We start from the raw sequence: 22,395 nt of genomic DNA on the forward strand, positions 1-22,395 counted from the left end.
CGTACATGACGTAATGTGGAGACCATGGCCTACGAGATTCCGGTGACGCAAGCCAGGGCTGAGCTCGCCGATCTGATCAACCGGGTGGTCTACGGTGGGGAGCGCGTCGTCGTGACCCGCCACGGCAAGCCCCTCGTCGCCCTCGTCTCCGCCGCTGACCTGCAGCGACTCGAAGAGTCCAAGGAGCCCGAGGAGGAGCAGGTGATCAGCGCCGTCTCCCGGGTCCACGAGGTCGCGTCCGCTCCCCGCGAACAGCAGCGGTTCGGCATCGCCGCGGAACACCGAGGGCCCGCCCCGTCGTAACGCCGAGGGCCCGCCCCGTCGTGAACGACGAGAGCGGGCCCCGGGGAGGCGGGTGGTCAGCCGGCGAGCGCGGGCTCCCGGCCGGCGGCCGGTTCGGCCTCGCGGGCACGGGACTTCAGCGCCGCGCCGAGCAGCACCGCCCCCAGGCCCAGCGCCGCCCACCAGACGAGGGTCAGGAGGGGGCCGGTCGCCGCGGCTCCGTCGAAGTAGGACACCGAGCGCAGCAGGGACGCCCCGGCGCCCGGCGGCAGCCACTGGCCTATCGCCCCGGCCGGCTCCGGCAGCAGCTGCGGCGCCCCCGCGGCGCCGGAGAACGGGTTGCCGAGCAGCATCACCACGGCCGACGCGAGGCCGGTCCCGGCGGGGCCCAGCAGGGCGGCGAGCCCGGCGACACCACCGGACACCGCCAGCGCGGCCAGCCCGAGCACCCCGGCCTCCGCCCACCAGTCGCCGGTCAGGACCCCCAGCCAGCTGTGCGCGATCGCGGCCGCGGCGAGGCCGACCAGCGCCGAGGTGCCGACGAGCGCCGTCACTGCACGCATGCCGCGCACCCCGAGCAGGGTCACCGCCGCGCCGGCCGCCATCCCGGCCATGGTGAGCGGCAGCACGCTCGCGCCCAGGGCCGCGCCGCGCGGGTCGTTCTCCGGGGCGGGTACCACGTCGAGCGTCGTGACCCGCGTGCCCTCGGCGGCCGCCTGCCCGTTCACCGCCTGCTGCAGCAGCTGGGCGACCGTCGGGCTGGCCGCCGACGCGGTGAGCAGCCGGGGCCCCTGCTCGGTGACCACGACCGCGCCGTAGACCTCGCGGTCCTCGATCGCGTCGCGGGCGGCCGTCTCGTCGGCGTAGCGGTGGATCTCGAAGGCGCCGTCGTGCCGGCTCAGCCGCTGTTCGACCTGCGCGGTCGCGGCGGCGGGCCCGGCGACGCCGAGCGGCAGGTCGCGCGGTGCCGTGCGGGCGGCGGGCCAGGCGAAGGCCCAGAGCGCGAGAGCCGCGAGAAGCGGGACGAGGACGACGACCGCGAGCAGGCGGCGCGCCGTGGGTGTGGGGCGCGTGGCGGACATGGGGGTCTCCCGGGGCGGTAAAAAGAAGGATCGTTCGTTTTAGCTCGCCACCACCGTCCCGCCGCGACCCCGCCTTGTCAAGAAGGAACGTTCGTTTTACTTTTTGGTCATGGCCCGCGTATCCCAGGAACACCTCGACGCCCGCCGCCGGCAGATCCTCGACGGCGCCGCGCTCTGCTTCGCCCGCAACGGCTTCCACGCCACTTCCATGCAGGACGTGCTCAAGGAGGTGGACCTGTCGGCGGGCGCGGTCTACCGCTACTTCCGCGGCAAGGACGAGCTGATCGCCGCGATCGTCGCCGAGGTCCTGGGGGAGGTGAGGGCCGCCTTCGAGGAGGCCACCCGGCAGAGCCCGCCTCCGCCGCCGGACGCCCTGGTCGCCTCGGTGCTCGGTCACACCCTGGAGGCGCGCGGGCATCTCTCGGTCGACGGGGAACCGGCCTTCCCGCGCCTCATCGTCACCGTCTGGACGGAGGTCGTGCGCAACGAGGAGCTGGCGGATGTCCTCAGGGAGGGCTACGGCGCGGTGCGCGCCGCCTGGACCGAGGTCGTCGAGGCCTACCAGGAGGCCGGGATGATGCGGGCCGACCTGCCCGCGGACGACGTGGCCCGCACGATGATCGCCACCGTGCAGGGATTCGTCGTGCAGCAGTCGCTGTTCGGGCCGGTGCCGGTCGAGGTGCTGCGCAACGGACTCCGGGCACTGACGAGCATGGGGCAGCCCAGCGGCGGGTCATGAGGGGTTCAAAGTCTGGTTAACGTCGTTGAAACTCCGGCGAACTAGCCTGCCGATCCACGCCACCAGGGGTTTTTCTTTCCCGATCGCGCAGAATCGCGCCATCTGTCTGTGTGTTACATCTATCCCCTGACGCAGGTGGCCGCGGCGACCGGGTCCCGCACGACCCGGAGCGAGGAATGAGGTGGGACGTGCAACTGACTCCGCACGAGCAGGAGAGGCTGCTGATCCATGTGGCGGCCGACGTCGCCGAGAAGCGCCGGGCCCGCGGCCTCAAGCTGAACCACCCCGAGGCCGTCGCCCTCATCACCTCGCACATCCTCGAAGGCGCCCGGGACGGCCGTACGGTCGCCGAACTCATGGCCTCCGGACGCAAGTTGCTCACCCGGGACGACGTCATGGAGGGCATCCCCGAGATGATCCACGACGTCCAGGTCGAGGCGACCTTCCCGGACGGCACCAAGCTGGTCACCGTCCACGACCCGATCGTCTGAGGGGGCGTCGATGATTCCCGGGGAGATCCTGTTCGCCGAGGACCCGATCGCCTGCAACGAAGGCCGTGAGGTCACCCGGCTGACCGTCCTCAACGCCGCCGACCGGCCCGTCCAGGTCGGCTCCCACTACCACTTCGCCGAGGCCAACCCCGGCCTGGAGTTCGACCGTGCCGCCGCGCGCGGCAAGCGGCTCGACGTCGCCGCCGGCACCGCCGTGCGCTTCGAGCCCGGCATCCCCGTCGACGTCGAACTCGTCCCGATCGCCGGCGCCCGCGTGGTGCCCGGACTGCGCGGGGAGACCGGAGGTGCCCTCGATGGCTGAGATCTCGCGCGCCGCCTACGCCGACCTGTTCGGCCCGACCACCGGCGACCGCATCCGGCTCGCCGACACCGATCTGCTGATCGAGATCGAGCAGGACCGCTCCGGCGGACCCGGACTCGCCGGTGACGAGGCGGTGTTCGGCGGCGGCAAGGTCATCCGCGAGTCCATGGGGCAGTCACGTGCCACGCGGGCCGAGGGGACCCCGGACACCGTCATCACGGGCGCCGTGATCGTCGACCACTGGGGTGTCGTCAAGGCCGACATCGGCATCCGCGACGGCCGCATCACCGGCATCGGCAAGGCGGGCAACCCCGACACCATGGACGGGGTCCACCCCGACCTGGTGATCGGCCCGGAGACCGAGATCATCGCCGGCAACGGGCGGATCGTCACCGCCGGCGCCGTCGACGCGCACGTCCACTTCATCTGCCCGCAGGTCGCCGACGAGGCACTGGCCTCCGGCGTGACCACGATGGTCGGCGGCGGCACCGGCCCCGCCGAGGGCTCCAAGGCCACCACCGTCACCCCCGGACCCTGGCATCTGGCCCGGATGCTGGAGGCGATGGAGCAGTACCCGCTCAACATCGGCTTCCTCGGCAAGGGCAACACCGTCTCCCACGAGGCGATGCTGTCCCAGATCCGGGGCGGCGCGCTGGGCCTGAAGCTGCACGAGGACTGGGGTTCCACCCCCGCCGTCATCGACGCCGCGCTGACCGTCGCCGACCGGACGGGCATCCAGGTCGCCATACACACGGACACCCTCAACGAGGCCGGGTTCGTCGGCGACACGCTCGCCGCGATCGGCGGGCGCGGCATCCACGCGTACCACACCGAGGGCGCGGGCGGCGGGCACGCGCCGGACATCATGACCGTGGTCTCCGAGCCGCACGTGCTGCCCAGCTCGACCAACCCCACCCGCCCCTACACCGTCAACACCGCCGAGGAGCACCTCGACATGCTGATGGTGTGCCACCACCTGAACCCGGCCGTCCCCGAGGACCTGGCCTTCGCCGAGTCCCGCATCCGGCCGTCCACCATCGGCGCCGAGGACGTCCTGCACGATCTGGGCGCGATCTCCATCATCTCCTCGGACAGCCAGGCCATGGGCCGGATCGGCGAGGTGATCCTGCGGACCTGGCAGACCGCCCACGTGATGAAGCGACGCCGGGGAGCCCTGCCCGGGGACGGGCGCGCGGACAACCACCGGGTGCGGCGGTACGTCGCCAAGTACACGATCAACCCCGCGCTCGCGCAGGGCCTCGCCCACGAGATCGGCTCCGTCGAGAGCGGCAAGCTCGCCGACCTGGTGCTGTGGGAACCGGCGTTCTTCGGCGTCAAACCGCTCCTCGTCCTCAAGGGCGGGCAGATCGCCTACGCGCAGATGGGCGACGCCAACGCCTCCATCCCCACCCCGCAGCCGATCTTGCCTCGCCCGATGTACGGGGCGATCGGACGGGCGCCGGCCGCCAACTCGTTCAACTTCGTGGCCCCGCTCGCCCTCGAGGACGGGCTGCCGGAACGGCTCGGACTCGGCAAGCGGTTCGTGGCGATCGAGCCGACGCGCGGCGTGACCAAGGCGGACATGCGCGAGAACGACGCCCGGCCCGCCGTGCGGGTCGACCCCGACAGCTTCGCCGTGTACGTCGACGGGGAGCTGGTCGAGGCGACTCCGGCCGCCGAACTGCCCATGGCCCAGCGTTACTTCCTCTTCTGATGTCGCGCGCGGCACTGCTCGTCCTCGCGGACGGCCGGTTCCCCGCCGGAGGGCACGCGCACTCCGGCGGGGCCGAGGCCGCCGTCAAGGCCGGGCGGATCACGGAAGCGGAGAGCCTGGCGGAGTTCTGCCGGGGGCGGCTGCACACGGCCGGTCTGGTGTCGGCGGCCCTGGCCGCGGCCGCCGTGCTCGGAGTGGACCCCGCGGCGCTCGACGCCGCCGCGGACGCGCGCACGCCGTCGCCCGCGCTGCGGGGCGCGTCGCGCAAGCTCGGGCGTCAGCTCATGCGGGCGGCCCGGGCGACCTGGCCGTCCGGTGAACTCGACGCCCTCGCGCTGGAGTTCCCCAAGGGCGCGCACCAGCCCGTCGTGCTCGGGCTGGCGGCCCGGGCGGCGGGGCTGGAGGCCGTCGACGCGGCGTACTGTGCGGCGTACGAGAGTGTGAGCGGGCCCGCGAGCGCGGTGGTGCGGTTGCTGAGTCTGGATCCGTTCGACGCGAGCGGGGTGCTGGCGCGGCTGGCGCCGGAGCTGGACCGTGTCGTGGATCAGGCGGTCGGGGCGGCGCGGACGGCTATCGCCGAGGGGGTCGACGTGTTGCCGGTCGTGTCGGCGCCGTTGCTGGAGATCTCCGCGGAGGCGCATGCCGGGTGGCCTGTGCGGCTGTTCGCGTCCTAGGAGGTGTCTCGCCGATCATGCCGGGCTCGCGGCGCCTGGCACCGCGCCTCGCCGCGTTGTCGTCACTCGCCGATTCCCCCAAGCTCTCGGCTCCGCTCGAGCAGGGGGGACCCCCATCGCATCGGCTCCCTCCTCCGCCTTGCGATGCACGGCACCAGACGCCGCTCCCTGATCCGGCCTGATCGACGAGACACCCCCTAGAAGGTTTTCGCCCCCGCCGCCCCTTCCCAGTCCCGACCCTGGGGGGCTTTGCCCCCCAGACCCCCCTATCGGCCTGAACGGCCTCGTCCTCAAGTGCCGGACGGGCTGAGTCGTGCCGGTCCCCTGAAACTGGAGCTGCCATGCATCTCGACCACTCCCACCCCGGCCCCGCCGCCGTCAGCGCCGACGCGCGTCGGCCCGACGGGGCTCGGCGGGCCCTGCGGATCGGGCTCGGCGGGCCCGTCGGGTCCGGGAAGACCGCCACCGTCGCCGCGCTCTGCCGTGCCCTGCGCGACGAGCTGTCGCTCGCCGTCGTCACCAACGACATCTACACCCGTGAGGACGCCGAGTTCCTGCTGCGGGAGGCCGTGCTGCCGCCGGAGCGGATCACCGCCGTCGAGACGGGCGCCTGCCCGCACACCGCGATCCGGGACGACATCTCCGCCAACCTGGAGGCCGTCGAGGACCTGGAGGACGAGGTCGGGCCGCTGGACCTGATCCTGGTGGAGTCCGGCGGCGACAACCTCACCGCGACCTTCTCCAAGGGGCTCGTGGACGCGCAGATCTTCGTGATCGACGTGGCGGGCGGTGACGACATCCCGCGCAAGGGCGGTCCGGGCGTCACCACCGCCGACCTGCTGGTGGTCAACAAGACCGATCTGGCGCCGCACGTCGGCTCCGACCTCGCCCGGATGGCGGCGGACGCCAAGGCGCAGCGGGGCGAACTGCCGGTCGTCCTCCAGTCGCTGCGCGGCGAGACCGGGGTCGCGGACGTGGCCGGCTGGGTGCGGGCACGGCTCGCCGAGTGGACGGCATGAGCCCGGCCACCGGCGTGCGGGCCACGGCGCGGATCCGGGCCGTCGACGACGGGCGGGGCGGTACGGCGCTGCCGGTGCTGGCGGGTGAGGGTCCGCTGGCGCTGCGGCGCACCCGGGGAAGCGATGCCGAGGCCCGCGTCATGCTCGTCGGCGCGATGAGCGGGCCGCTGGGCGGGGACCACCTCGCGGTCGAGGCGGACGTGGCCGCGAACGCCCGGCTGCGTGTCGGCTCGGCCGCGGCGACCATCGCCCTGCCGGGCCAGGCCAAGGGCGAGGCCCGCTACGACGTGCGGCTCACGGTGGCGGAGGGCGCCGAACTGCACTGGCTGCCCGAGCAGTTGATCTGCGCGGCGGGAAGCGAGCTGACCGTGCGCACGAGTGTCGACCTGGGTGTGGCGGGCCGGCTGGTGCTGCGCGAGGAGCAGGTGCTGGGGCGGGTGGGGGAGGAGCCCGGGCGGCTGACCAGCCGGCTGACCGTGCGGGTCGGGGGGCGGGCCGTGCTCGACCAGGAGCTCGCCTGCGGGCCCGGTGCGCCTGGGGGGTGGGACGGTCCTGCGGGGCTCGGGGGTCGTCGGGCCGTGGGGCAACTGGTTGTCGTGCGGCCCGAGTTCGCGGTACGGCCGGTGGTGGCGCGGGTGCTGGGGGAGGGGGCGGCGCTGATGCCGCTCGCCGGGCCCGCCGTGCTGGTGACAGCGGTCGCGCCCGACGCGCTGCGGCTGCGGCGGCTGCTGGACGGGGCGCTGGCCGAGCTGGGATAGCGCCCCGCTCAGCGGGATGGGCTTATCCGGTTATCGGATTGGCAAAGAAAGGCCCGCCACCCCTGTTCCCGGACACCCCGCAGCAGTCAGGATCCCCCCTGACCATCGCAACCACGCAGGGGGAGGCCCCACTTGAGGGACAACAGACCGAACAGGCGGACGGCTGCGCTCGGATCGGCCGGTGTGCTCGTCGCGGCCACCCTGATGGCCGGCGCCGTCGCGGCGCCCTCGGCCAGCGCGAGCACCGCCGGCGTGGAGGCTCGCGGCGCCGCCGAGGCCCGCCACGGTCAGGACCGTGAGGCGCGCGGTGTCGAGATCGCCGCGGCCCGCGCCGCGAAGAAGGGCATCGACTGGCGGGACTGCCCGGCCGGCTGGGGCCTGGAGAAGCCGATCCAGTGCGGCTGGGTCACCGTGCCGCTCGACTACGCCAAGCCGTACGGCAAGCAGATCGAGATAGCCGTCGACCGCATCGGCAACACCGGCAGCAAGGCCGAGCGGCAGGGCGCCCTCGTCTACAACCCGGGCGGCCCCGGCGGCTCCGGCCTGCGCTTCCCGCGCCGCGTCACCACCAACGCCCCGGTCTGGCAGAACGTGGCCAAGGCGTACGACTTCGTCGGCTTCGACCCGCGCGGCGTCGGCAAGTCCGCGCCCATCTCCTGCGCCGACCCGCAGGAGTTCGTCAAGGCGCCCAAGATGGACCCGGTGCCCGACTCCGAGGCCGACAAGCTCGCCCAGCGCAAGCTGGCCCGCGAGTACGCGGAGGGCTGCTACGAGCGCAGCGGCGAGATGCTGCCGCACATGACCACCCCGAACACCGCGCGCGACCTCGACGTCATCCGCGCCGCGCTCGGCGAGAAGAAGCTCAACTTCCTCGGTGTCTCCTACGGCACCTACCTCGGCGCCGTCTACGGCACCCTCTTCCCGGGCCACGTCCGCCGCATGATCACCGACAGTGTGGTCAACCCGTCCCGCGAGAAGATCTGGTACCAGGCCAACCTCGACCAGGACGTCGCCTTCGAGACGCGCTGGCAGGACTGGCAGGACTGGGTCGCGAAGAACGACGCGACCTTCCACCTCGGCACCACCCGCGCCGAGGTCCAGGCCGAGTGGCTGGAACTGCGCGCCACCGCGAAGAAGGAGCCCATCGGCGGGGTCGTCGGCCCGGCCGAGCTGATCGGCTTCTTCCAGAGCGCCCCGTACTACGACTCCGCGTGGGTGTCCGTCGCCACCGTGTTCAGCAAGTACGTCGCCGGCGACACCCAGGCCCTCGTCGACGCCGCAGCCCCCGACCTGTCCGACACCGCGGGCAACGCCGCCTCCGAGAACGGCAACGCCGTCTACACCGCCGTCGAGTGCGCCGACGCCAAGTGGCCCACCAGCTGGCAGCGCTGGGACCGCGACAACACCCGGCTGCACCGCGACCACCCGTTCCTGACCTGGTCCAACGCCTGGATGAACCTGCCGTGCGCCACCTGGCCGGTCAAGCAGCGCACCCCGGTGGACGTGAAGACCGGCAAGGGCCTGCCGCCGGTGCTGATCGTCCAGGCCGAGCGGGACGCGGCCACCCCCTACGGCGGCGCGCTGGAACTGCACAAGCGGTTCGAGGGCTCCCGCCTGATCACCGAGAAGAACGCCGGTTCGCACGGCGTGACCAGCCTCGTCAACTCCTGCGTCAACGAGCGGGTGGACGCCTACCTGCTCACCGGCGAGCTGGACGCCGAGGACGTGACCTGCGCACCGCACGCCACGCCCAAGCCGTAAACGGCACGCGTACGAGGTGAGGGGCGGGCCGGCGCCGGATACGGCCCGCCCCTCACCGCCGCTCACGCGCGGGCCGCCAGCCAGGCGTCCTCCGCCGCGTAGTCGAAGAGGTCCGGGTAGACCCCGGCCAGCAGCGGGAACGCCTCCCGCCAGTCCCGTCCGCCGGCCAGCCGCCTCGCCAGCCACTCGACCGTCTCCGGCAGGCCCTCGGCGTAGGAAGACACCACCGGGCGATAGCCCAGCTCCCGCTCGGCGGCGGACATGTCGCACACCACCGGCCGCTCGGCCGACCACGGAGACTTGCCGACGGCCGGGCCCGGCGGCGGACCGTCGAAGGACACCGTCTCGGTCCGCACCCCCATCACCGCGTCGACCGCCGCCCCGATCCCGGCCACCGTCGGCGCGTCCGGGTCCACCGCGTTGAGCACCCGCGAACCGGGCCGCGCCGCCGCCAGCCGCACCAGCTCGGCGATGTTGCGCACCTGCGCGCCGTGGAACCGGCTCTGCCCGCCGAACGCCAGCACCCGCCGGCGCCGCCCGTCGAGGTTCCGCTTCACGAAGTACAGCTCGCGCGGCAGCGGACTGTACGGGCCGTGCACCGCGCCCGCGCGCAGCAGCGTCACCGGCAGCCGGTCGCCCGCCGCGAGGAGGTCGCGTTCCAGGGCCGCCTTGCCCGTGCTGTAGGAGGTGTCGCCGGGTGCCACGGTCGGCTGGTCCTCGCGGATCGGCACCGGGTACTCGGGGAAGCCGTCCGGCCGGTCCATCGTGTCGAAGCCGCGGCCCTCGCCGTCCTCGTACACCGACACCGTGGAGATCACCACGGCGGAGCCGATCCGTCCCGGCAGGTCCGTCAACTGCCGTGCGTGACGCGCGCCGTACGCGACGACGTCCACCACCAGCTCGCAGCCGTCGCCGACCACCGAGGCCAGCGCGGCGTCGTCCTCGCGGTCCAGCCGCACCGACCGCACCCCGTCGGGCCAGCCGTCGTCCCGGCCGCCGCCGCGCGACGCGGCCGTCACCTGCCAGCCGTCCCGCGCCAGCGCGGCCACCGCCGGACGCCCGATCTGCCCTGTCGCTCCGATCACCACAGCACGCTTCATGCGGCGACCGTACGCGCCGGACACCCGGACGCCACGGCGGCTTCGCCGACAGCAGAGATCAGCTCAACGGCAGCCGCCGGAACCTGCGCTCCCTGGCCGCGGCCTCCTGCTCAGCCTTCACCACGGCCGCGTACCGGTCGACGTACTCCTGCCCGGACAGCGCCAGGATCGCGTACATGATCTCGTCCGTGACGGCACGCAGGACCGCCTTCTCGTGCTCCATGCCCGCGTAGCGCGAGAAGTCCAGCGGCTCACCGAAGCGGATCACCACCGGATGGACCCGGGGCACCTTCCGGCCGGGCGGCTGCGCCTCGAAGGTGCCGATCATCGCGCACGGCACCACCGGGACCCCGGCCTTCAGCGCCATCACCGCGACCCCGACCTTCCCCTTGTACAGCCGCCCGTCGTGCGACCGGGTCCCCTCCGGGTAGATCCCGAGCAGTTCCCCCTTCCCCAGCACTCCGAGTCCTTCCCGGATCGCCGCCTGCCCCGCGTCCTTCCCGGAGCGGTCCACCGGGATCTGCCCGGCGCTGCGGAAGAACGCGGCGGTGAGCCGCCCCTTCACACCCGGCCCCGTGAAGTACTCCGCCTTCGCCAGGAAGGTGATCCGCCGCTTCAGCACCGCCGGCATCAGGAAGTGGTCCGAGAAGGACAGGTGGTTCCCGGCGACGATGGCCGCCCCCGACGCCGGGACATGCTCCAGCCCTTCGATCCGGGGCCGGAAGACGAGCCTCAACAACGGTCCCAGCAGCACGTACTTGAGCAGGTGATAGAACAAGGGTCGCTCCTCGTGTCAGAGGCTGCCGGTATCCTTGATGAGACGGCGAGTAAAGGGAAGGGGGCGTGTTGTTCTACAGCTACCCGACCCCGGCGCTGTCCGACCGGCGGCGAGACTCCGATCACCCGGCGGTGCCGAAGGTCGTGGCGTGTGCCGGCTTCCTGTCCGATCCGAAGGCTTCGCGGACGATCCTGACGGCGGTTCATCAGCGATCGCTGGGCAGGCCCTACCAGCGCATCGACGTGCCGTCGATCTTCGACTTCTCGCCGCCCGCCCCGGCCGGCGTCCGCGACAAGGCCGCCTTCGACCTCGTCTGGGAGGACGGCGACCGCCTTGTCATCGTCGAGGCCAAGCGGACGCTTCGCGCAGTCGCGGCTCTGCACGAGCTGAGCCGGGCCGAGCGTGCCTGGCGGGAGTGGACCAGCGAGCGCGCCGCCGTCGCCGGACCCACGCAACGGGTGGGCCGTCTGAACCGGCACGAACTACTCCTGGTCACCGCGCCGCCCGGCACGGGCAGGACTCAAGTCGGCTCGCCGTTCTCGCCGCCATGCTGGGCGGTCTTCTCGGCCCGAAGCGGCCGAGTGTCCTCACCCGCGACGAACTGCTCCGCAACAGCCGGCGCATCGACGAGGCTCTCGCCGTCGAGTTCGTCCGTACCGGCGGCCGTCGGCTGACATGGCGGCGGGCGCTGGAGCTCGCCGGACGCGTGGTGGGACTCGGGCGTTTCGCCCGACGGCATGTGAAGGCCGCGCTCATGGCCTTGATCCGGTTGCGCGCGGCGATTCTGACCTGTCATCGTGACCGGCTCGACGCCGTCGGCTGCCGGGGCCGCGTATTCCTCCGTACGGCGCTCAGGAGTGCCGGCACACGCAACGCACCGCCCTGCGCGGGCGCCGTGCGGCCGTTCGGGGAGACCGGGTCCCGAGGCGTGCCGTCCTTCCTGCTCGCAGCGTGAGCCTCGTTCGACTCTGAGGCCGCGCCCGGTCCGTGGCCTGGAGAAGACGACACATGCTCATCGAGTTCGCGCAGTGGCTGCCCGACACGGGGCTGGTGGTGATCGGCCTGGCGTTCGGTCTCCTGGTGGCCGCGGTGTTCCTCACGGCCGTCATCGCACTGTTCCGCGCCGACCGCAAGGACGCCGTGGACGTCATCGAGGCCGCCGCCAACTGGCTGCCCTGGCGCCCGCGGCGGCGCAACCGCCGATAGAGGGGTGGGGGCCGTACCGGTACGGCGGTACGGCCCCCACCCCGAGGTCCCGGCACTCAGCCCTGTGCCAGTACCTTCTCCAACGCCCCGATCGCGGAGCGCAGTTCCTCGCCGGTGATGGTCAGCGGGGGCGCCAGGCGGATCGTGGAGCCGTGGGTGTCCTTGACGAGGACGCCCTCCCGCATCAGACGTTCGCTGATCTCCCGGCCGGTGCCGATGGCCGGGTCGATGTCGACGCCCGCCCACAGCCCGCGGGCGCGGAAGCCGACCACGCCCTTGCCGGTCAGCTCGGTGAGGGCGCCCCGCAGGACGACGCCCAGTTCGGCGGCCCGGCGCTGGAACTCGCCGCTCTCCAGCAGGTCGACGACGGCCGTGCCGACGGCGGCGGCGAGCGGGTTGCCGCCGAAGGTGGAGCCGTGCTCGCCGGGGCGCAGGACGCTCAGCACCTCCCGGCGGGCCACCACCGCCGACACCGGCACGATGCCGCCGCCCAGCGCCTTGCCGAGCAGGACCACGTCCGGGACGACGTCCTCGTGCTCCACGGCGAGGGTGCGGCCGGTGCGGCCGAGGCCGGACTGGATCTCGTCGGCGATGAACAGGCAGCCCGCGCGGTCCGTCAGCTCGCGCACCCCGGCCAGGTAGCCGTCGTCGGGGACGACCACGCCAGCCTCGCCCTGGATCGGCTCGATCAGCACCGCCGCCGTCGTCTCGTCGACGGCCGCCTCCAGCGCCGCCAGGTCGTTGTACGGGACGATCCGAAAGCCCGGCGTGAAGGGGCCGAAGCCGGAGCGGGCCGTCTCGTCCGTGGAGAAGCTGACGATCGTCGTCGTACGGCCGTGGAAGTTCTCCGCCGCGACGACGATCGTCGCCCGGTCGGCGGGGACGCCCTTGACGTCGTACGCCCACTTCCGCGCCACCTTGATGCCGCTCTCCACCGCCTCCGCGCCGGTGTTCATCGGCAGCACCATGTCCAGGCCGGTCAGCGCGGCCAGCCGCTCGGCGAACCCGGCGAGCCGGTCGTTGTGGAACGCGCGGGAGGTGAGGGTGAGGCGGTCCAGCTGGCGGTGCGCGGCCTCGACGAGGGCGGGGTGGCGGTGGCCGAAGTTGAGGGCCGAGTAGCCGGCCAGCATGTCCAGGTACTGGCGGCCCTCGACGTCCTCCACCCAGCAGCCCTCGGCGCGCGCCACGACCACGGGCAGCGGGTGGTAGTTGTGCGCGAGGACGGGCCGCTCCGCGGCGATCAGCTCGGCGGAGTCACGGGTGGTGCGGGCGGGTGCGGTCATGAACGGATCTCCTGAGTGCAGCACTTGATGCCGCCGCCGGCCTTGTGGAACTCCGACAGGTCGACGGGGACGGGGACATAGCCGTGGTCGTCGAGCCGCGCGGCCAGCGCCTCGGCGCGCGGCGCGATGAAGACGTGACGGCCGTCGGACACCGAGTTCAGGCCGAACGCCAGCGCGTCGTCGCGGGTGGCGAGCACCGCGTCCGGGAACAGCCGCTTCAGCACCTCACGGCTGCCCGGCGAGAACGCCTCCGGGTAGTACACGACGTTGTTGCCGTCGGCGGAGTCGTCGAGGACGAACAGCGCCGTGTCCAGGTGGTAGAAGTACGGGTCCACCAGCGTCAGGCTGATCACCGGATGGCCGAAGAACTCCTGCGCCTCGCGGTGCGCCTCACGGGTCGTCCGGAACCCGGTGCCGGCCAGCATGTACCGGCCCGTCCAGACCAGGTCGCCCTCGCCCTCGCACACCGACTCCGGCCGGTGCACGGCGTAGCCCGCCGTCTTGAACCAGGTCTCGTAGTGCGACGACTCCGGGCGGCGTTCGGGGGCGTGGAAGAGGGAGCCGAAGACGCGGCCGCCGACGACGACCGCCGAGTTCGCGGCGAAGACCATGTCCGGCAGGCCCGGCACCGGCTCCACCGTGTCGATCGTGTGGCCATGGCTCCGGTAGGCGCCGATCAGCGCCCGCCACTGCTCCTGGGCGAGGTCGACGTCGACCCGGACGTCGGGATGCATCCAGGGATTGATCGCGTACTGCACGGCGAAGTGTCTGGGTTCGCAGACGAGGAAGCGCCGCCGGCGCGGCACACGGCTTTCGGACACAGAGGGGTTCCTCCGCTTCCTGCGGTGTCGACTGGGGGTTGACACAACGGTAGAAAGGGCCCCGGACGGTCGACAAGAAACGAAAGCTGCGTGTTCACGCAGGATCGCTGCGTTGTGATCAGCTCAGACGCACGTCTCCTGCGCCGTCCGGAGCGGGCTGGTTCGCACCCGCCTCAGGACTCTCCGGGATCAGATGGGACAGCACCATCACACTGATCGTCTTGCGGATGAACGGCTCGGTGCGGATCCGCTCCAGCACCTCCTCGAAGTGCTCCACGTCCCGCGCCCGCACATGCAGCAGCGCGTCCGCGCCGCCCGTCACCGTCATCGCCGCGGTGATCTCCGGATGGTTGCGCACCACCTCCGCCAGCCGCCGCGGCGGCGCCGCGCCCTCGCAGTACACCTCGACGTACGCCTCCGTACGCCAGCCCAGCGCCGACGGCTTCACCGTCGCCGTGAACCCGGTGATCACCCCGGTCTCCCGCAGCCGGTCCACCCGGCGCTTGACCGCCGTCGCGGACAGCCCGATCGCCGCGCCGATCTCGGCGAAACTGGTCCGCGCGTTCGCCATCAACGCGGTGACGATCTTCCGGTCGAGGTCGTCGAAGGACGCCGCCCTGCTGTTCATGGCGGCACTGTATCCACCTCGAACGTCCCGCGAACGTCCCGGGAAGGTCCCGGGAACGTCCGTGCGGCGGCCCGTGTGCAGGCGTACGAATTACTCCTACACTCCGGGTTCATGCTGCGCGCCCTGGCTGTCGACGACGAACGCCCCTCGCTGGAGGAACTGCTCTACCTCCTGCACGCCGATCCCCGCATCGGCAGCGCCGAGGGGGCCGGTGACGCGACCGAGGCGCTGCGCCGCATCAACCGCGCCCTGGAGTCCGGCCCCGACGGGCCCGAGGCGATCGACGTCGTCTTCCTCGACATCCACATGCCCGGTCTCGACGGCCTCGACCTCGCCCGGCTGCTCACCGGCTTCGCCCACCCCCCGCTGATCGTGTTCGTCACCGCCCACGAGGACTTCGCCGTCCAGGCGTTCGACCTCAAGGCCGTCGACTACGTCCTCAAACCCGTCCGCAAGGAACGCCTCGCCGAGGCCGTCCGCCGCGCCGCCGAACAGCGCGGCAGCGCCGCCCCCCGCATCCCCGTGCACGAACCCGACCCCGACCACATACCCGTCGAGCTCGGCGGCGTGACCCGCTTCGTCGCCGTCGGCGACATCACCCACGTCGAGGCCCAGGGCGACTACGCCCGCCTCCACACCGGCCAGGGCGGCAGCCACCTGATCCGCGTCCCGCTGTCCACCCTCGAGGAACGCTGGCGCGCCCGCGGCTTCGTCCGCATCCACCGCCGCCACCTGGTCGCCCTCCACCACATCGGCGAACTCCGCCTCGACGCCGGCACGGTCAGCGTCCTGGTCGGCTCCGAGGAACTCCAGGTCAGCCGCCGCCACGCCCGTGAGCTGCGGGACCTGCTGATGAGGAGGCCGTGAGCCGTGCCGCAGAGCCCCGCCGACCGCCGCGTCGTCGTCACCGGCCCGCCCCGCCGCGCACGCCGCGCCCCCGCCGCCTACCGCCCCCGCACCGAGATCGACGAGCAGACCACCCTCGGCCACACCTACGTCCGCTCCCTGATGCGCAGCCAGCTGCGCGCCGCCCTCACCGTGTGCGCCGCCCTCGTCCTGCTCGTCGGCCCGCTGCCCCTGGTCTTCGCCGCTGTCCCGAACGCCGGCCGCCTCCAGTGGCTGGTGCTCGGCTTCTGCCTCTACGCGCCCCTGGTCCTGCTCGGCTTCTGGTACGTGCGCCGTGCCGAACGCAACGAACGGGACTTCGTGCGCCTGGTCGAGGACCGCTGAGACCGGGAAACACCTGCCGTGAACTCCTCCTACGCCGTCCCCGCCGTCGCCCTCGTCGTGCTCGCCACCGTCCTCGTCGGCGCCTTCGGCCTGCGCATCTCCCGCACCACCTCCGACTTCTACGTCGCCTCCCGCACCGTCGGCCCCCGCCTGAACGCGGCCGCCATCAGCGGCGAGTACCTGTCCGCCGCGTCCTTCCTCGGTATCGCGGGCCTCGTCCTCGTGCAGGGCCCCGACATGCTCTGGTACCCGGTCGGCTACACCGCCGGCTACCTCGTGCTGCTGCTCTTCGTCGCCGCCCCGCTGCGCCGCTCCGGCGCCTACACCCTCCCCGACTTCGCCGAGGCCCGGCTCGCCTCGCAGGCGGTACGGCGGCTCGCGGGCGCCTTCGTCGTCGGCGTCGGCTGGCTCTACCTGCTGCCCCAGCTGCAGGGCGCCGGACTCACCCTGACCGTGCTGACCGGGGCACCGGACTGGCTCGGCGGGATCATCGTCGCCGTCGTCGTCGTGGCCATCGTCGCCGCGGGCGGCATGCGCAGCATCACCTTCGTCCAGGCCTTCCAGTACTGGCTGAAACTGACCGCCCTGCTCGTCCCCGCCTTCTTCCTGGTCCTCGCCTGGCAGGCCGACGGCGGCCCGCACCGCGCCTTCGACGAACCGGCCGCCTTCCGCGAACAACGCGCCGTCCGCGTCGACGCCACCCTCGACCTGCGCCTCGACCGCCCCCTCACGGTCACCGTCGACGGCACCGTCGACGGCCGCGCCTACGACGACACCGAGGCTCGCCTGCCCGCCGGCACCCACCGCATCGACCAGGGCACCCGCCTCACCTTCGCGACCGGCACCGAGGTCCCGGCCGCCGACCGCGGCAGCAACGGCGGCATGTCGACCTCCCTCGCCGCGGGCCGCGAGGACCGCCCGCTGTACGCCACGTACGGGCTGATCCTCGCGACCTTCCTCGGCACGATGGGCCTGCCGCACGTCGTCGTGCGCTTCTACACCAGCCCGCACGGCGTCGCCGCCCGCCGCACCACGGTCGCCGTCCTCGCCCTGATCGGCGCCTTCTACCTGCTGCCGCCCGTCTACGGCGCCCTCGGCCGTCTCTACGCCCCCGAACTCACCCTCACCGGCGACGCCGACGCGGCCGTCCTGCTGCTGCCCGGCCGCATGATCGGCGGAGTCGGCGGCGACCTCCTCGGCGCGCTGCTCGCCGGAGGCGCCTTCGCCGCCTTCCTGTCCACCGCCTCCGGACTCGCCATGGCCGTCGCCGGAGTGCTCACCCAGGACGTGCTCCCCACCCGCGGAGTACGGCACTTCCGGCTCGGCACGCTGCTCGCCATGTCGGCCCCGCTCGCGGCGAGCGTCCTGGTCGGCGGACTGCCCGTCGCCGACGCGGTCGGACTCGCCTTCGCCGTCTCGGCGTCCTCGTTCTGCCCGCTGCTCGTCCTCGGTATCTGGTGGCGGCGGCTCACCCCGCCCGGCGCGGCGGCCGGGATGCTGGTCGGCGGCGGCTCCGCGTTCGCCGCCGTCGCCGCCACCATGGCGGGCTTCCCGGGCGGCGGCCCGCTGCACGCCCTGCTCGCCTGGCCCGCCCTGTGGTCCGTGCCGCTCGGCTTCCTCACCATGATCCTGGTGTCGCTCGCGACCCCGGCCCGCGTCCCACCCGGCACGGCGGCCGTCCTGGCCCGCTTCCACCTGCCGGAGCAGCTGCGCACGGAGGTGAAGGCGTGAGCGGATTCCTCGCCGGGCTGTGCGTGGCGATCCTGCCGCTGCTCGCCGCCGGCTACTGGCTCGGGCGGCGCACCGCGCGCACCCAGAACCTGGGCGGCCTCGGCACACCCGTCGAGCACGCCACCTTCCAGACCCTGCACACCGCCTCCCTCGCCGCGCCCCCGCTGCGGGCCGGGCTCACCGAGGAGACGGCCCGCAAGTCGGCCCGCCGACTGCGCACCCTGCTCGGCACCGACGCCCTCTGCCTCACCGACGACACCCGGGTGCTCGCCTGGGACGGCGTCGGCGCACACCACCGCGCCGAGGTCCTCCAGCGGCTCGCCGGACCGCTGGAGACCGGCCGCGGCGAGGCCTTCCGGCTCGGCTGCGACATCCCCGACTGCCCGCTGCGCTGGGCCGTCGTCGCCCCGCTCACCGTCGACGACCGGGTGCACGGCGCCCTCGTCGCCTGCGCCCCGCGCGAGTCCGCCGTGCTCGTCCGGGCCGCCGCCGAAGTCGCCCGCTGGGTCTCCGTGCAGCTCGAACTCGCCGACCTCGACCGCTCCCGCACCCGGCTGATCGAGGCCGAGATCAAGGCCCTGCGCGCCCAGATCTCCCCGCACTTCATCTTCAACTCGCTCGCGGTGATCGCCTCGTTCGTCCGCACCGACCCCGAGCGCGCCCGCGAACTGCTCCTGGAGTTCGCCGACTTCACCCGCTACTCGTTCCGTCGGCACGGCGACTTCACCACCCTCGCCGACGAACTCCACGCCATCGACCACTATCTGGCCCTGGTCCGGGCCCGCTTCGGGGACCGGCTCTCCGTCACCCTCCAGATCGCCCCCGAGGTCCTGACGGTCACCCTGCCCTACCTCTGTCTCCAGCCGCTGGTGGAGAACGCCGTCAAGCACGGCCTGGAGGGCAAGGCGGGCCAGTGCCGCATCGGCATCACCGCCCAGGACGCGGGCGCCGAGGCCCTGGTGGTCATCGAGGACGACGGCGCCGGCATGGACCCCGAGCTGCTGCGCCGCATCCTCGCGGGTGAGGTCAGCCCGTCCGGCGGCATCGGACTGTCCAACGTCGACGACCGGCTCCGCCAGGTGTACGGCGACGACCACGGCCTCGTCATCGAGACCGCGGTCGGCGCGGGCATGAAGGTCACCGCCCGGCTGCCGAAGTACCAGCCGGGCGTCCACTCGGCGGGGCGCCTGGCCCGCGAGTAGGGAAGAGGGTCAGGGTCAGGTGCTGCGGGTGGCCACCATGCCCAGGGTGATCAGGCCCAGCACGACCCAGCCGAACCACAGCCAGCCGTTGCTGCCGAGCGCCACCGTGTAGGCCGTCACCATGACGAGCCCACCGACGGTGAGCACCCCCATGGTCTTCGTGGAGCCGTCCGTTGAACCGGGCATCGCAACACCCTCCTCATGGTTCGTCCCCCTCCATGGTGCCCCCGTTCTGCTTCCGTACGGTGCAGACGACGAAATGAGTGGCGGATTTCCAGGCTCCCTGGCCGGTCCACGACCCCGCCTCGTAGGCCGACGGGTCGAAGCCGTAGTCGCTCGGCGGCACGTCCCGGGCGCACGCGGCGTCCGACCGGGTGCGGGCCTGGGCCAGGGTGACGCCCTCGTCCAGTCGGGTGAATCCCAGCACCTGCTCGTCGTAGCGCCCCGTACACGCCACCAGCCGCACGTCGCGCGGCGAGCGGACCCGCAGACAGTCCCGCTTCTGCATGGTCGCCGTGTCCGTGAACGCCGCCCCGGGCTTCCGGTGCCCGCCGATCGGCCCGTACACCGGCCCGTGCGCCCCGAGCAGCAGGCACGCGGTGCGCCGTCCGGCCGTCTCGAACCCGTCCTCGGCCGGTACGAGAGCGAGGCTCCGCACATCCGCCAGCCGCTGACGCGTCTCCCGGGTCAGCTCCTCGCACCGCTGCGGCCCCAGCTCCCGCGCCTCGGCGGCGGACGCGGCCGGGACGAACCCCATCACCTGCCCGTCCGGCACCGAGTCCCGGCAGCTCGGGTCCAGCGCCAGCCGGGGCGTGCCGGTGAACCGCGCGCCGGGCCAGTCCGCGAGCACACAGTCCCCGTCCCGCAGCGCCCGCGCGAGCCCCACGGCGTCGCTGTACGGCGCCGAGGCCGCGCTCGGCCCCGCGGCGGACCGGTCGGCGGTCGCGTACCAGACCCCGCCCAGCGCCAGCACCGTCCCGAGCCCGCCCGCGAGCGCCGCCTGCAGGGCCCGGGGGAGCGGCCTGCGGGGTGAAGCGGGCGGGGCGGGCGGCGCCGGCTCGGCGGGCCCGAACCCGGGGCCGTCCGGCGCCGGGCTCCACGGCGGCCGCGATCCGAGATCGGTCTGCGTCCGGCCGTACCCCGCCGGCTCCGGTGTGACGATCCGGGCGAGCGCCGCCTCCGCCTCCGGCGCCCCTGTCCGCCGTGCGGGGTCCTTCGCGAGCAGTTCCCGCAGTACGGGCTCCAGGGCGCCCGCGCGCACCGGCGGCCGCGGCTCCTCGGCGACCACCGCGGTCAGCTCCGCCAGCTGCGACTCCCGCTCGAAGGGCCCGCAGCCCTCGACGGCGTGGTACAGCGTGCAGCCCAGCGAGAACAGGTCGGCCGCCGGAGTGGGCGGCCCGCCGGTGGCCCGTTCCGGCGCCAGATAGCCCGCGGTGCCCACCAGCGCGGACGCCAGCGTGTAGCGCGGTTCACCGGCGTCCGGCTGCACCGAGATGCCGTAGTCGGTGAGCAGGACGCGCCCGTACGGCGCCCCGGTGCGGTCCGTCGCGAGCAGGATGTTCGCCGGTTTCACGTCCCGGTGCATGACGCCGCGCTCATGCCCGGCGGTCAGCGCGTCCAGCACGGCCAGACCGATCCGGGCGGCCTCCGCCGGGGCGAGCGGCCCGCGCCGGGCGACCAGGTCCCGCAGGTCGACGGCGCCCGCCACGTACTCCATGACGATCCACGGCAGCCCCTCGTGCTCCAGCACGTCGTGCACGGTCACCACATGGGGATGCCCGCGCAGCCCGGCCGCGTGCCGGGCCTCCGCCCGGGCCCGGGCGACCCGCGCCTCCCGCTCGTGGTCCGCCTCGGCCGGATCCCGGAACACGATCTCCTTCAGCGCCACCTCGCAGACCAGTCTCTGGTCGTGGGCCAGCCACACATGTCCCATCCCGCCGCTGCCCAGCCGGTGCAGCAGCAGATAGCGGCCGGCGATGACCCGGCCCACTCCCGACGTCGGTGATCCTGAGGGCATCCGGTGACTCCCGGTTTCGCGGAGGACTACGGAGTGGCGGTGGCGGTGGGTCCGGCGGTGCCGGTCCGGGCGCCCGGCACGGGCACACCGCTGGTCCCCGGGCCGCTCGGCGGGGCGGGGGAGGAGGCCTGGCCGGGCGGCGGCCGGCTCGTGGGCTGCCGGCTGGGTGGCTGCTGGCTGGGGGGCGCCTGGCTCGTGGGCTGCTGGCTCGTGGGCGCCTGGTTGGTGGGCTTGTGGCTTGCGGGCGGATCGCTCGGCGCGGGGTCGTCGGTGGACGGCGGCGGTGACGACGGGTGCGCCGGCTCCGGCGAGGACGGCGGCCGTGACGGCGGCTCCTGCGGGGCCGTGGAGGACGAGGACGCCGGAGGCCCGGACGACGACGGGGACCCGGGCTCCGACGGAGGCGTAGACACCGGGCCGGACGATCCCCCCGCCGGCGCGGAGCCGCCCGAACCCGTGGCACCCGGCTCCTGCGGCGAGCCCGGCGCCGTGCCGGGGGCCGGGTCGGTCGGCGAGTCCGGTGCCGCCGGGGACGTACCGGGTCCGCTCCCCGTACCGCCCCCGGCCACGCTCAGCGTCACGTACTCCCCGAACGGCAGCCTCGTCCCCGCCGCCGGGTCCGACCCCGTCACCCGGGCGTCGCCGGGCGGCAGCCCGCCCCCGTCGACCGAGACCGCGAGCCCCGCCCCGGCCAGCAGCCGGCTCGCCCGTCCGAAGGTCGTCCCGGACACGTCGGGCACGGTGCGCGACTCCCGCGCGTCGAAGGAGGAGTCGTCCTCGCCGGTGGTCCCGGCGGGCCGGTGGATGCCCCGGCCGGGGTCCTCGACGTCGACGAGCACCAGCCGGTCCAGCTGCTGTGCGGCGGGCCGGACGGCGACCACCGACGAGCGGTCGAAGTCCCGCCACTCGTCGTTGCCGTCCTCGAATCGGACCGATATATCCCGGGCGTCTCCCTCGAAGGGCCGCAGCGGATTACCGCACGAGCACTTCACAGCCGGAAGCCCCCGCTCGTCGACGAGGATCGCTATTCCGGCCTGGAGGAGCGCGTCGAAGGGAACCGCTTCTCCCTTCTTGTAGTCGTGGTTCTTCACGAGCGTGTCGGCACGGAGAAGAACCGGTGTCAGCCGGTCGAGATAATCCGGTATCTCGCCGGTGGTGAGGTCCAGCGCGGTCGCCCAGGCCTGTGCCTTGCGGTCATTACCGGGATCGGTGAGGAATTCCTCCAGCCGCTCCACATCACATATCTCCGGCTGTTTCGTACCGCCGTACAGACCCGGTGCGTCCCCCTGCTGAAGCCCGCCGGGCGCCGGTCGCGAACGCACGTCGGCGTCATGGCCGAGCCCCGCGTCCTCGTCGAAGAACGGCGCGGTGGACGGCACACCCGCCGCCACCGCCTTCACCACGAACACCTGTGCGTCGCGATCGCATCCGCCCAATGCCAGTACGAATACCAGCGCGATCGCGGCCCTGCGCATGAAAACACGAACGGTCATCACCGCTCCCCCCGGCGGTCCCCCCGACGGGTTTCATGCTACTGAACCGAACCGGCCGCAAAAG

24 protein-coding genes are annotated in these 22,395 nt (G+C 73.2%); 15 read left to right on the top strand and 9 right to left on the bottom strand.

Annotation, left to right across the window (positions count from 1 at the left end):
• Positions 1 to 24 precede the first annotated feature (24 nt).
• Positions 25 to 303, top strand: a complete 279-nt coding sequence (locus ACSU6L_RS32435; protein ID WP_437062571.1) for a type II toxin-antitoxin system Phd/YefM family antitoxin — start codon at positions 25 to 27, stop codon at positions 301 to 303.
• Positions 304 to 359: 56 nt separating this feature from the next.
• Here ACSU6L_RS32435 and ACSU6L_RS32440 read toward each other — a convergent pair whose 3' ends face one another.
• Entirely contained in the window at positions 360 to 1,364 is a 1,005-nt protein-coding gene (locus ACSU6L_RS32440) for an ABC transporter permease (RefSeq protein WP_437062573.1), read from the bottom strand.
• A 109-nt stretch (positions 1,365 to 1,473) separates the two neighbouring features.
• Between ACSU6L_RS32440 and ACSU6L_RS32445 the strand changes: the two genes are divergently transcribed.
• The 8 genes from ACSU6L_RS32445 to ACSU6L_RS32480 all read left to right on the top strand — a co-directional run bounded on the left by ACSU6L_RS32445 (position 1,474) and on the right by ACSU6L_RS32480 (position 8,842).
• The gene (locus tag ACSU6L_RS32445; protein ID WP_437062575.1) at positions 1,474 to 2,103 is read left to right on the top strand and encodes a TetR/AcrR family transcriptional regulator; all 630 of its coding nucleotides are present in this window, start codon (positions 1,474 to 1,476) and stop codon (positions 2,101 to 2,103) included.
• Positions 2,104 to 2,291: 188 nt separating this feature from the next.
• The gene (locus ACSU6L_RS32450) at positions 2,292 to 2,594 is read left to right on the top strand and encodes an urease subunit gamma (RefSeq protein ID WP_010355509.1); all 303 of its coding nucleotides are present in this window, start codon (positions 2,292 to 2,294) and stop codon (positions 2,592 to 2,594) included.
• Between the two features lie 10 nt (positions 2,595 to 2,604).
• Positions 2,605 to 2,916: an urease subunit beta gene (locus tag ACSU6L_RS32455; protein ID WP_437062579.1), complete on the top strand. Its 312-nt coding sequence runs from the start codon at positions 2,605 to 2,607 to the stop codon at positions 2,914 to 2,916.
• Entirely contained in the window at positions 2,909 to 4,630 is a 1,722-nt protein-coding gene (locus ACSU6L_RS32460) for an urease subunit alpha (protein WP_437062581.1), read from the top strand. Before ACSU6L_RS32455 ends, ACSU6L_RS32460 begins: the two co-directional genes overlap by 8 nt.
• Positions 4,630 to 5,304 (top strand): urease accessory protein UreF, encoded by a 675-nt coding sequence (locus ACSU6L_RS32465; RefSeq protein WP_437062583.1) that lies wholly within the window; start codon positions 4,630 to 4,632, stop codon positions 5,302 to 5,304. Before ACSU6L_RS32460 ends, ACSU6L_RS32465 begins: the two co-directional genes overlap by 1 nt.
• A 341-nt stretch (positions 5,305 to 5,645) precedes the next feature.
• Positions 5,646 to 6,323: an urease accessory protein UreG gene (ureG, locus tag ACSU6L_RS32470; RefSeq protein WP_437062585.1), complete on the top strand. Its 678-nt coding sequence runs from the start codon at positions 5,646 to 5,648 to the stop codon at positions 6,321 to 6,323.
• Complete coding sequence (locus ACSU6L_RS32475) at positions 6,320 to 7,081, top strand: urease accessory protein UreD (protein WP_437062587.1); 762 nt, start codon at positions 6,320 to 6,322, stop codon at positions 7,079 to 7,081. Before ureG ends, ACSU6L_RS32475 begins: the two co-directional genes overlap by 4 nt.
• Before the next feature lie 132 nt (positions 7,082 to 7,213).
• Complete coding sequence (locus ACSU6L_RS32480) at positions 7,214 to 8,842, top strand: alpha/beta hydrolase (protein ID WP_437062589.1); 1,629 nt, start codon at positions 7,214 to 7,216, stop codon at positions 8,840 to 8,842.
• Between the two features lie 62 nt (positions 8,843 to 8,904).
• Here the strand turns inward: ACSU6L_RS32480 and ACSU6L_RS32485 are convergent, their stop codons facing one another.
• Together ACSU6L_RS32485 and ACSU6L_RS32490 are read right to left on the bottom strand one after the other, a co-directional pair.
• Entirely contained in the window at positions 8,905 to 9,942 is a 1,038-nt protein-coding gene (locus ACSU6L_RS32485; protein WP_437062591.1) for an NAD-dependent epimerase/dehydratase family protein, read from the bottom strand.
• Positions 9,943 to 10,000: 58 nt separating this feature from the next.
• Positions 10,001 to 10,720, bottom strand: coding sequence for a lysophospholipid acyltransferase family protein (locus ACSU6L_RS32490; protein ID WP_437062593.1), 720 nt, complete (start codon positions 10,718 to 10,720; stop codon positions 10,001 to 10,003).
• A gap of 65 nt (positions 10,721 to 10,785) precedes the next feature.
• Here ACSU6L_RS32490 and ACSU6L_RS32495 point away from each other — a divergent pair, with 65 nt between their 5' ends.
• Together ACSU6L_RS32495 and ACSU6L_RS32500 are read left to right on the top strand one after the other, a co-directional pair.
• Entirely contained in the window at positions 10,786 to 11,394 is a 609-nt protein-coding gene (locus ACSU6L_RS32495; RefSeq protein ID WP_437062595.1) for a hypothetical protein, read from the top strand.
• A gap of 334 nt (positions 11,395 to 11,728) precedes the next feature.
• Positions 11,729 to 11,926 carry a hypothetical protein gene (locus tag ACSU6L_RS32500; RefSeq protein ID WP_437062597.1) on the top strand — a complete coding sequence of 66 codons (198 nt, stop codon included), beginning with the start codon at positions 11,729 to 11,731 and terminating at the stop codon, positions 11,924 to 11,926.
• A 56-nt stretch (positions 11,927 to 11,982) separates the two neighbouring features.
• Here ACSU6L_RS32500 and rocD read toward each other — a convergent pair whose 3' ends face one another.
• The 3 genes from rocD to ACSU6L_RS32515 form a co-directional block, all read right to left on the bottom strand.
• Positions 11,983 to 13,209 (bottom strand): ornithine--oxo-acid transaminase, encoded by a 1,227-nt coding sequence (rocD, locus tag ACSU6L_RS32505; RefSeq protein ID WP_437062599.1) that lies wholly within the window; start codon positions 13,207 to 13,209, stop codon positions 11,983 to 11,985.
• Complete coding sequence (gene ddaH, locus ACSU6L_RS32510; RefSeq protein ID WP_073943518.1) at positions 13,206 to 14,030, bottom strand: dimethylargininase; 825 nt, start codon at positions 14,028 to 14,030, stop codon at positions 13,206 to 13,208. Before ddaH ends, rocD begins: the two co-directional genes overlap by 4 nt.
• Positions 14,031 to 14,148: 118 nt before the next feature.
• Positions 14,149 to 14,658 (bottom strand): Lrp/AsnC family transcriptional regulator, encoded by a 510-nt coding sequence (locus ACSU6L_RS32515; protein ID WP_073943519.1) that lies wholly within the window; start codon positions 14,656 to 14,658, stop codon positions 14,149 to 14,151.
• 111 nt (positions 14,659 to 14,769) lie between these two features.
• On the opposite strand from ACSU6L_RS32515, the gene ACSU6L_RS32520 reads away from it, so the two are divergent.
• From ACSU6L_RS32520 to ACSU6L_RS32535, 4 genes are read left to right on the top strand one after another with little or no spacing between them, the layout of a single operon-like run.
• Positions 14,770 to 15,525 (top strand): LytR/AlgR family response regulator transcription factor, encoded by a 756-nt coding sequence (locus ACSU6L_RS32520; RefSeq protein ID WP_437062602.1) that lies wholly within the window; start codon positions 14,770 to 14,772, stop codon positions 15,523 to 15,525.
• Between the two features lie 3 nt (positions 15,526 to 15,528).
• Complete coding sequence (locus ACSU6L_RS32525) at positions 15,529 to 15,888, top strand: hypothetical protein (RefSeq protein ID WP_437062604.1); 360 nt, start codon at positions 15,529 to 15,531, stop codon at positions 15,886 to 15,888.
• 18 nt (positions 15,889 to 15,906) lie between these two features.
• Complete coding sequence (locus ACSU6L_RS32530; protein WP_437062606.1) at positions 15,907 to 17,619, top strand: cation acetate symporter; 1,713 nt, start codon at positions 15,907 to 15,909, stop codon at positions 17,617 to 17,619.
• Positions 17,616 to 18,821 carry a sensor histidine kinase gene (locus ACSU6L_RS32535; RefSeq protein WP_437062608.1) on the top strand — a complete coding sequence of 402 codons (1,206 nt, stop codon included), beginning with the start codon at positions 17,616 to 17,618 and terminating at the stop codon, positions 18,819 to 18,821. The genes ACSU6L_RS32530 and ACSU6L_RS32535 overlap by 4 nt, the downstream gene beginning before the upstream one ends.
• Positions 18,822 to 18,836: 15 nt before the next feature.
• On the opposite strand, the gene ACSU6L_RS32540 is transcribed toward ACSU6L_RS32535, so the two are convergent.
• Genes ACSU6L_RS32540 through ACSU6L_RS32550 form a run of 3 tightly spaced genes read right to left on the bottom strand, consistent with a single transcriptional unit; the run spans position 18,837 to position 22,331 of the window.
• Positions 18,837 to 19,007 carry a hypothetical protein gene (locus tag ACSU6L_RS32540; RefSeq protein ID WP_107468745.1) on the bottom strand — a complete coding sequence of 57 codons (171 nt, stop codon included), beginning with the start codon at positions 19,005 to 19,007 and terminating at the stop codon, positions 18,837 to 18,839.
• A gap of 13 nt (positions 19,008 to 19,020) precedes the next feature.
• Complete coding sequence (locus tag ACSU6L_RS32545) at positions 19,021 to 20,838, bottom strand: protein kinase domain-containing protein (protein ID WP_437062610.1); 1,818 nt, start codon at positions 20,836 to 20,838, stop codon at positions 19,021 to 19,023.
• A gap of 26 nt (positions 20,839 to 20,864) precedes the next feature.
• Positions 20,865 to 22,331 carry a DUF6777 domain-containing protein gene (locus ACSU6L_RS32550; RefSeq protein ID WP_437062612.1) on the bottom strand — a complete coding sequence of 489 codons (1,467 nt, stop codon included), beginning with the start codon at positions 22,329 to 22,331 and terminating at the stop codon, positions 20,865 to 20,867.
• Positions 22,332 to 22,395: the final 64 nt, after the last annotated feature.

It is taken from the genome of Streptomyces sp. enrichment culture (genome assembly GCF_964272855.1).
Classification (GTDB): Bacteria; Actinomycetota; Actinomycetes; order Streptomycetales; family Streptomycetaceae; genus Streptomyces.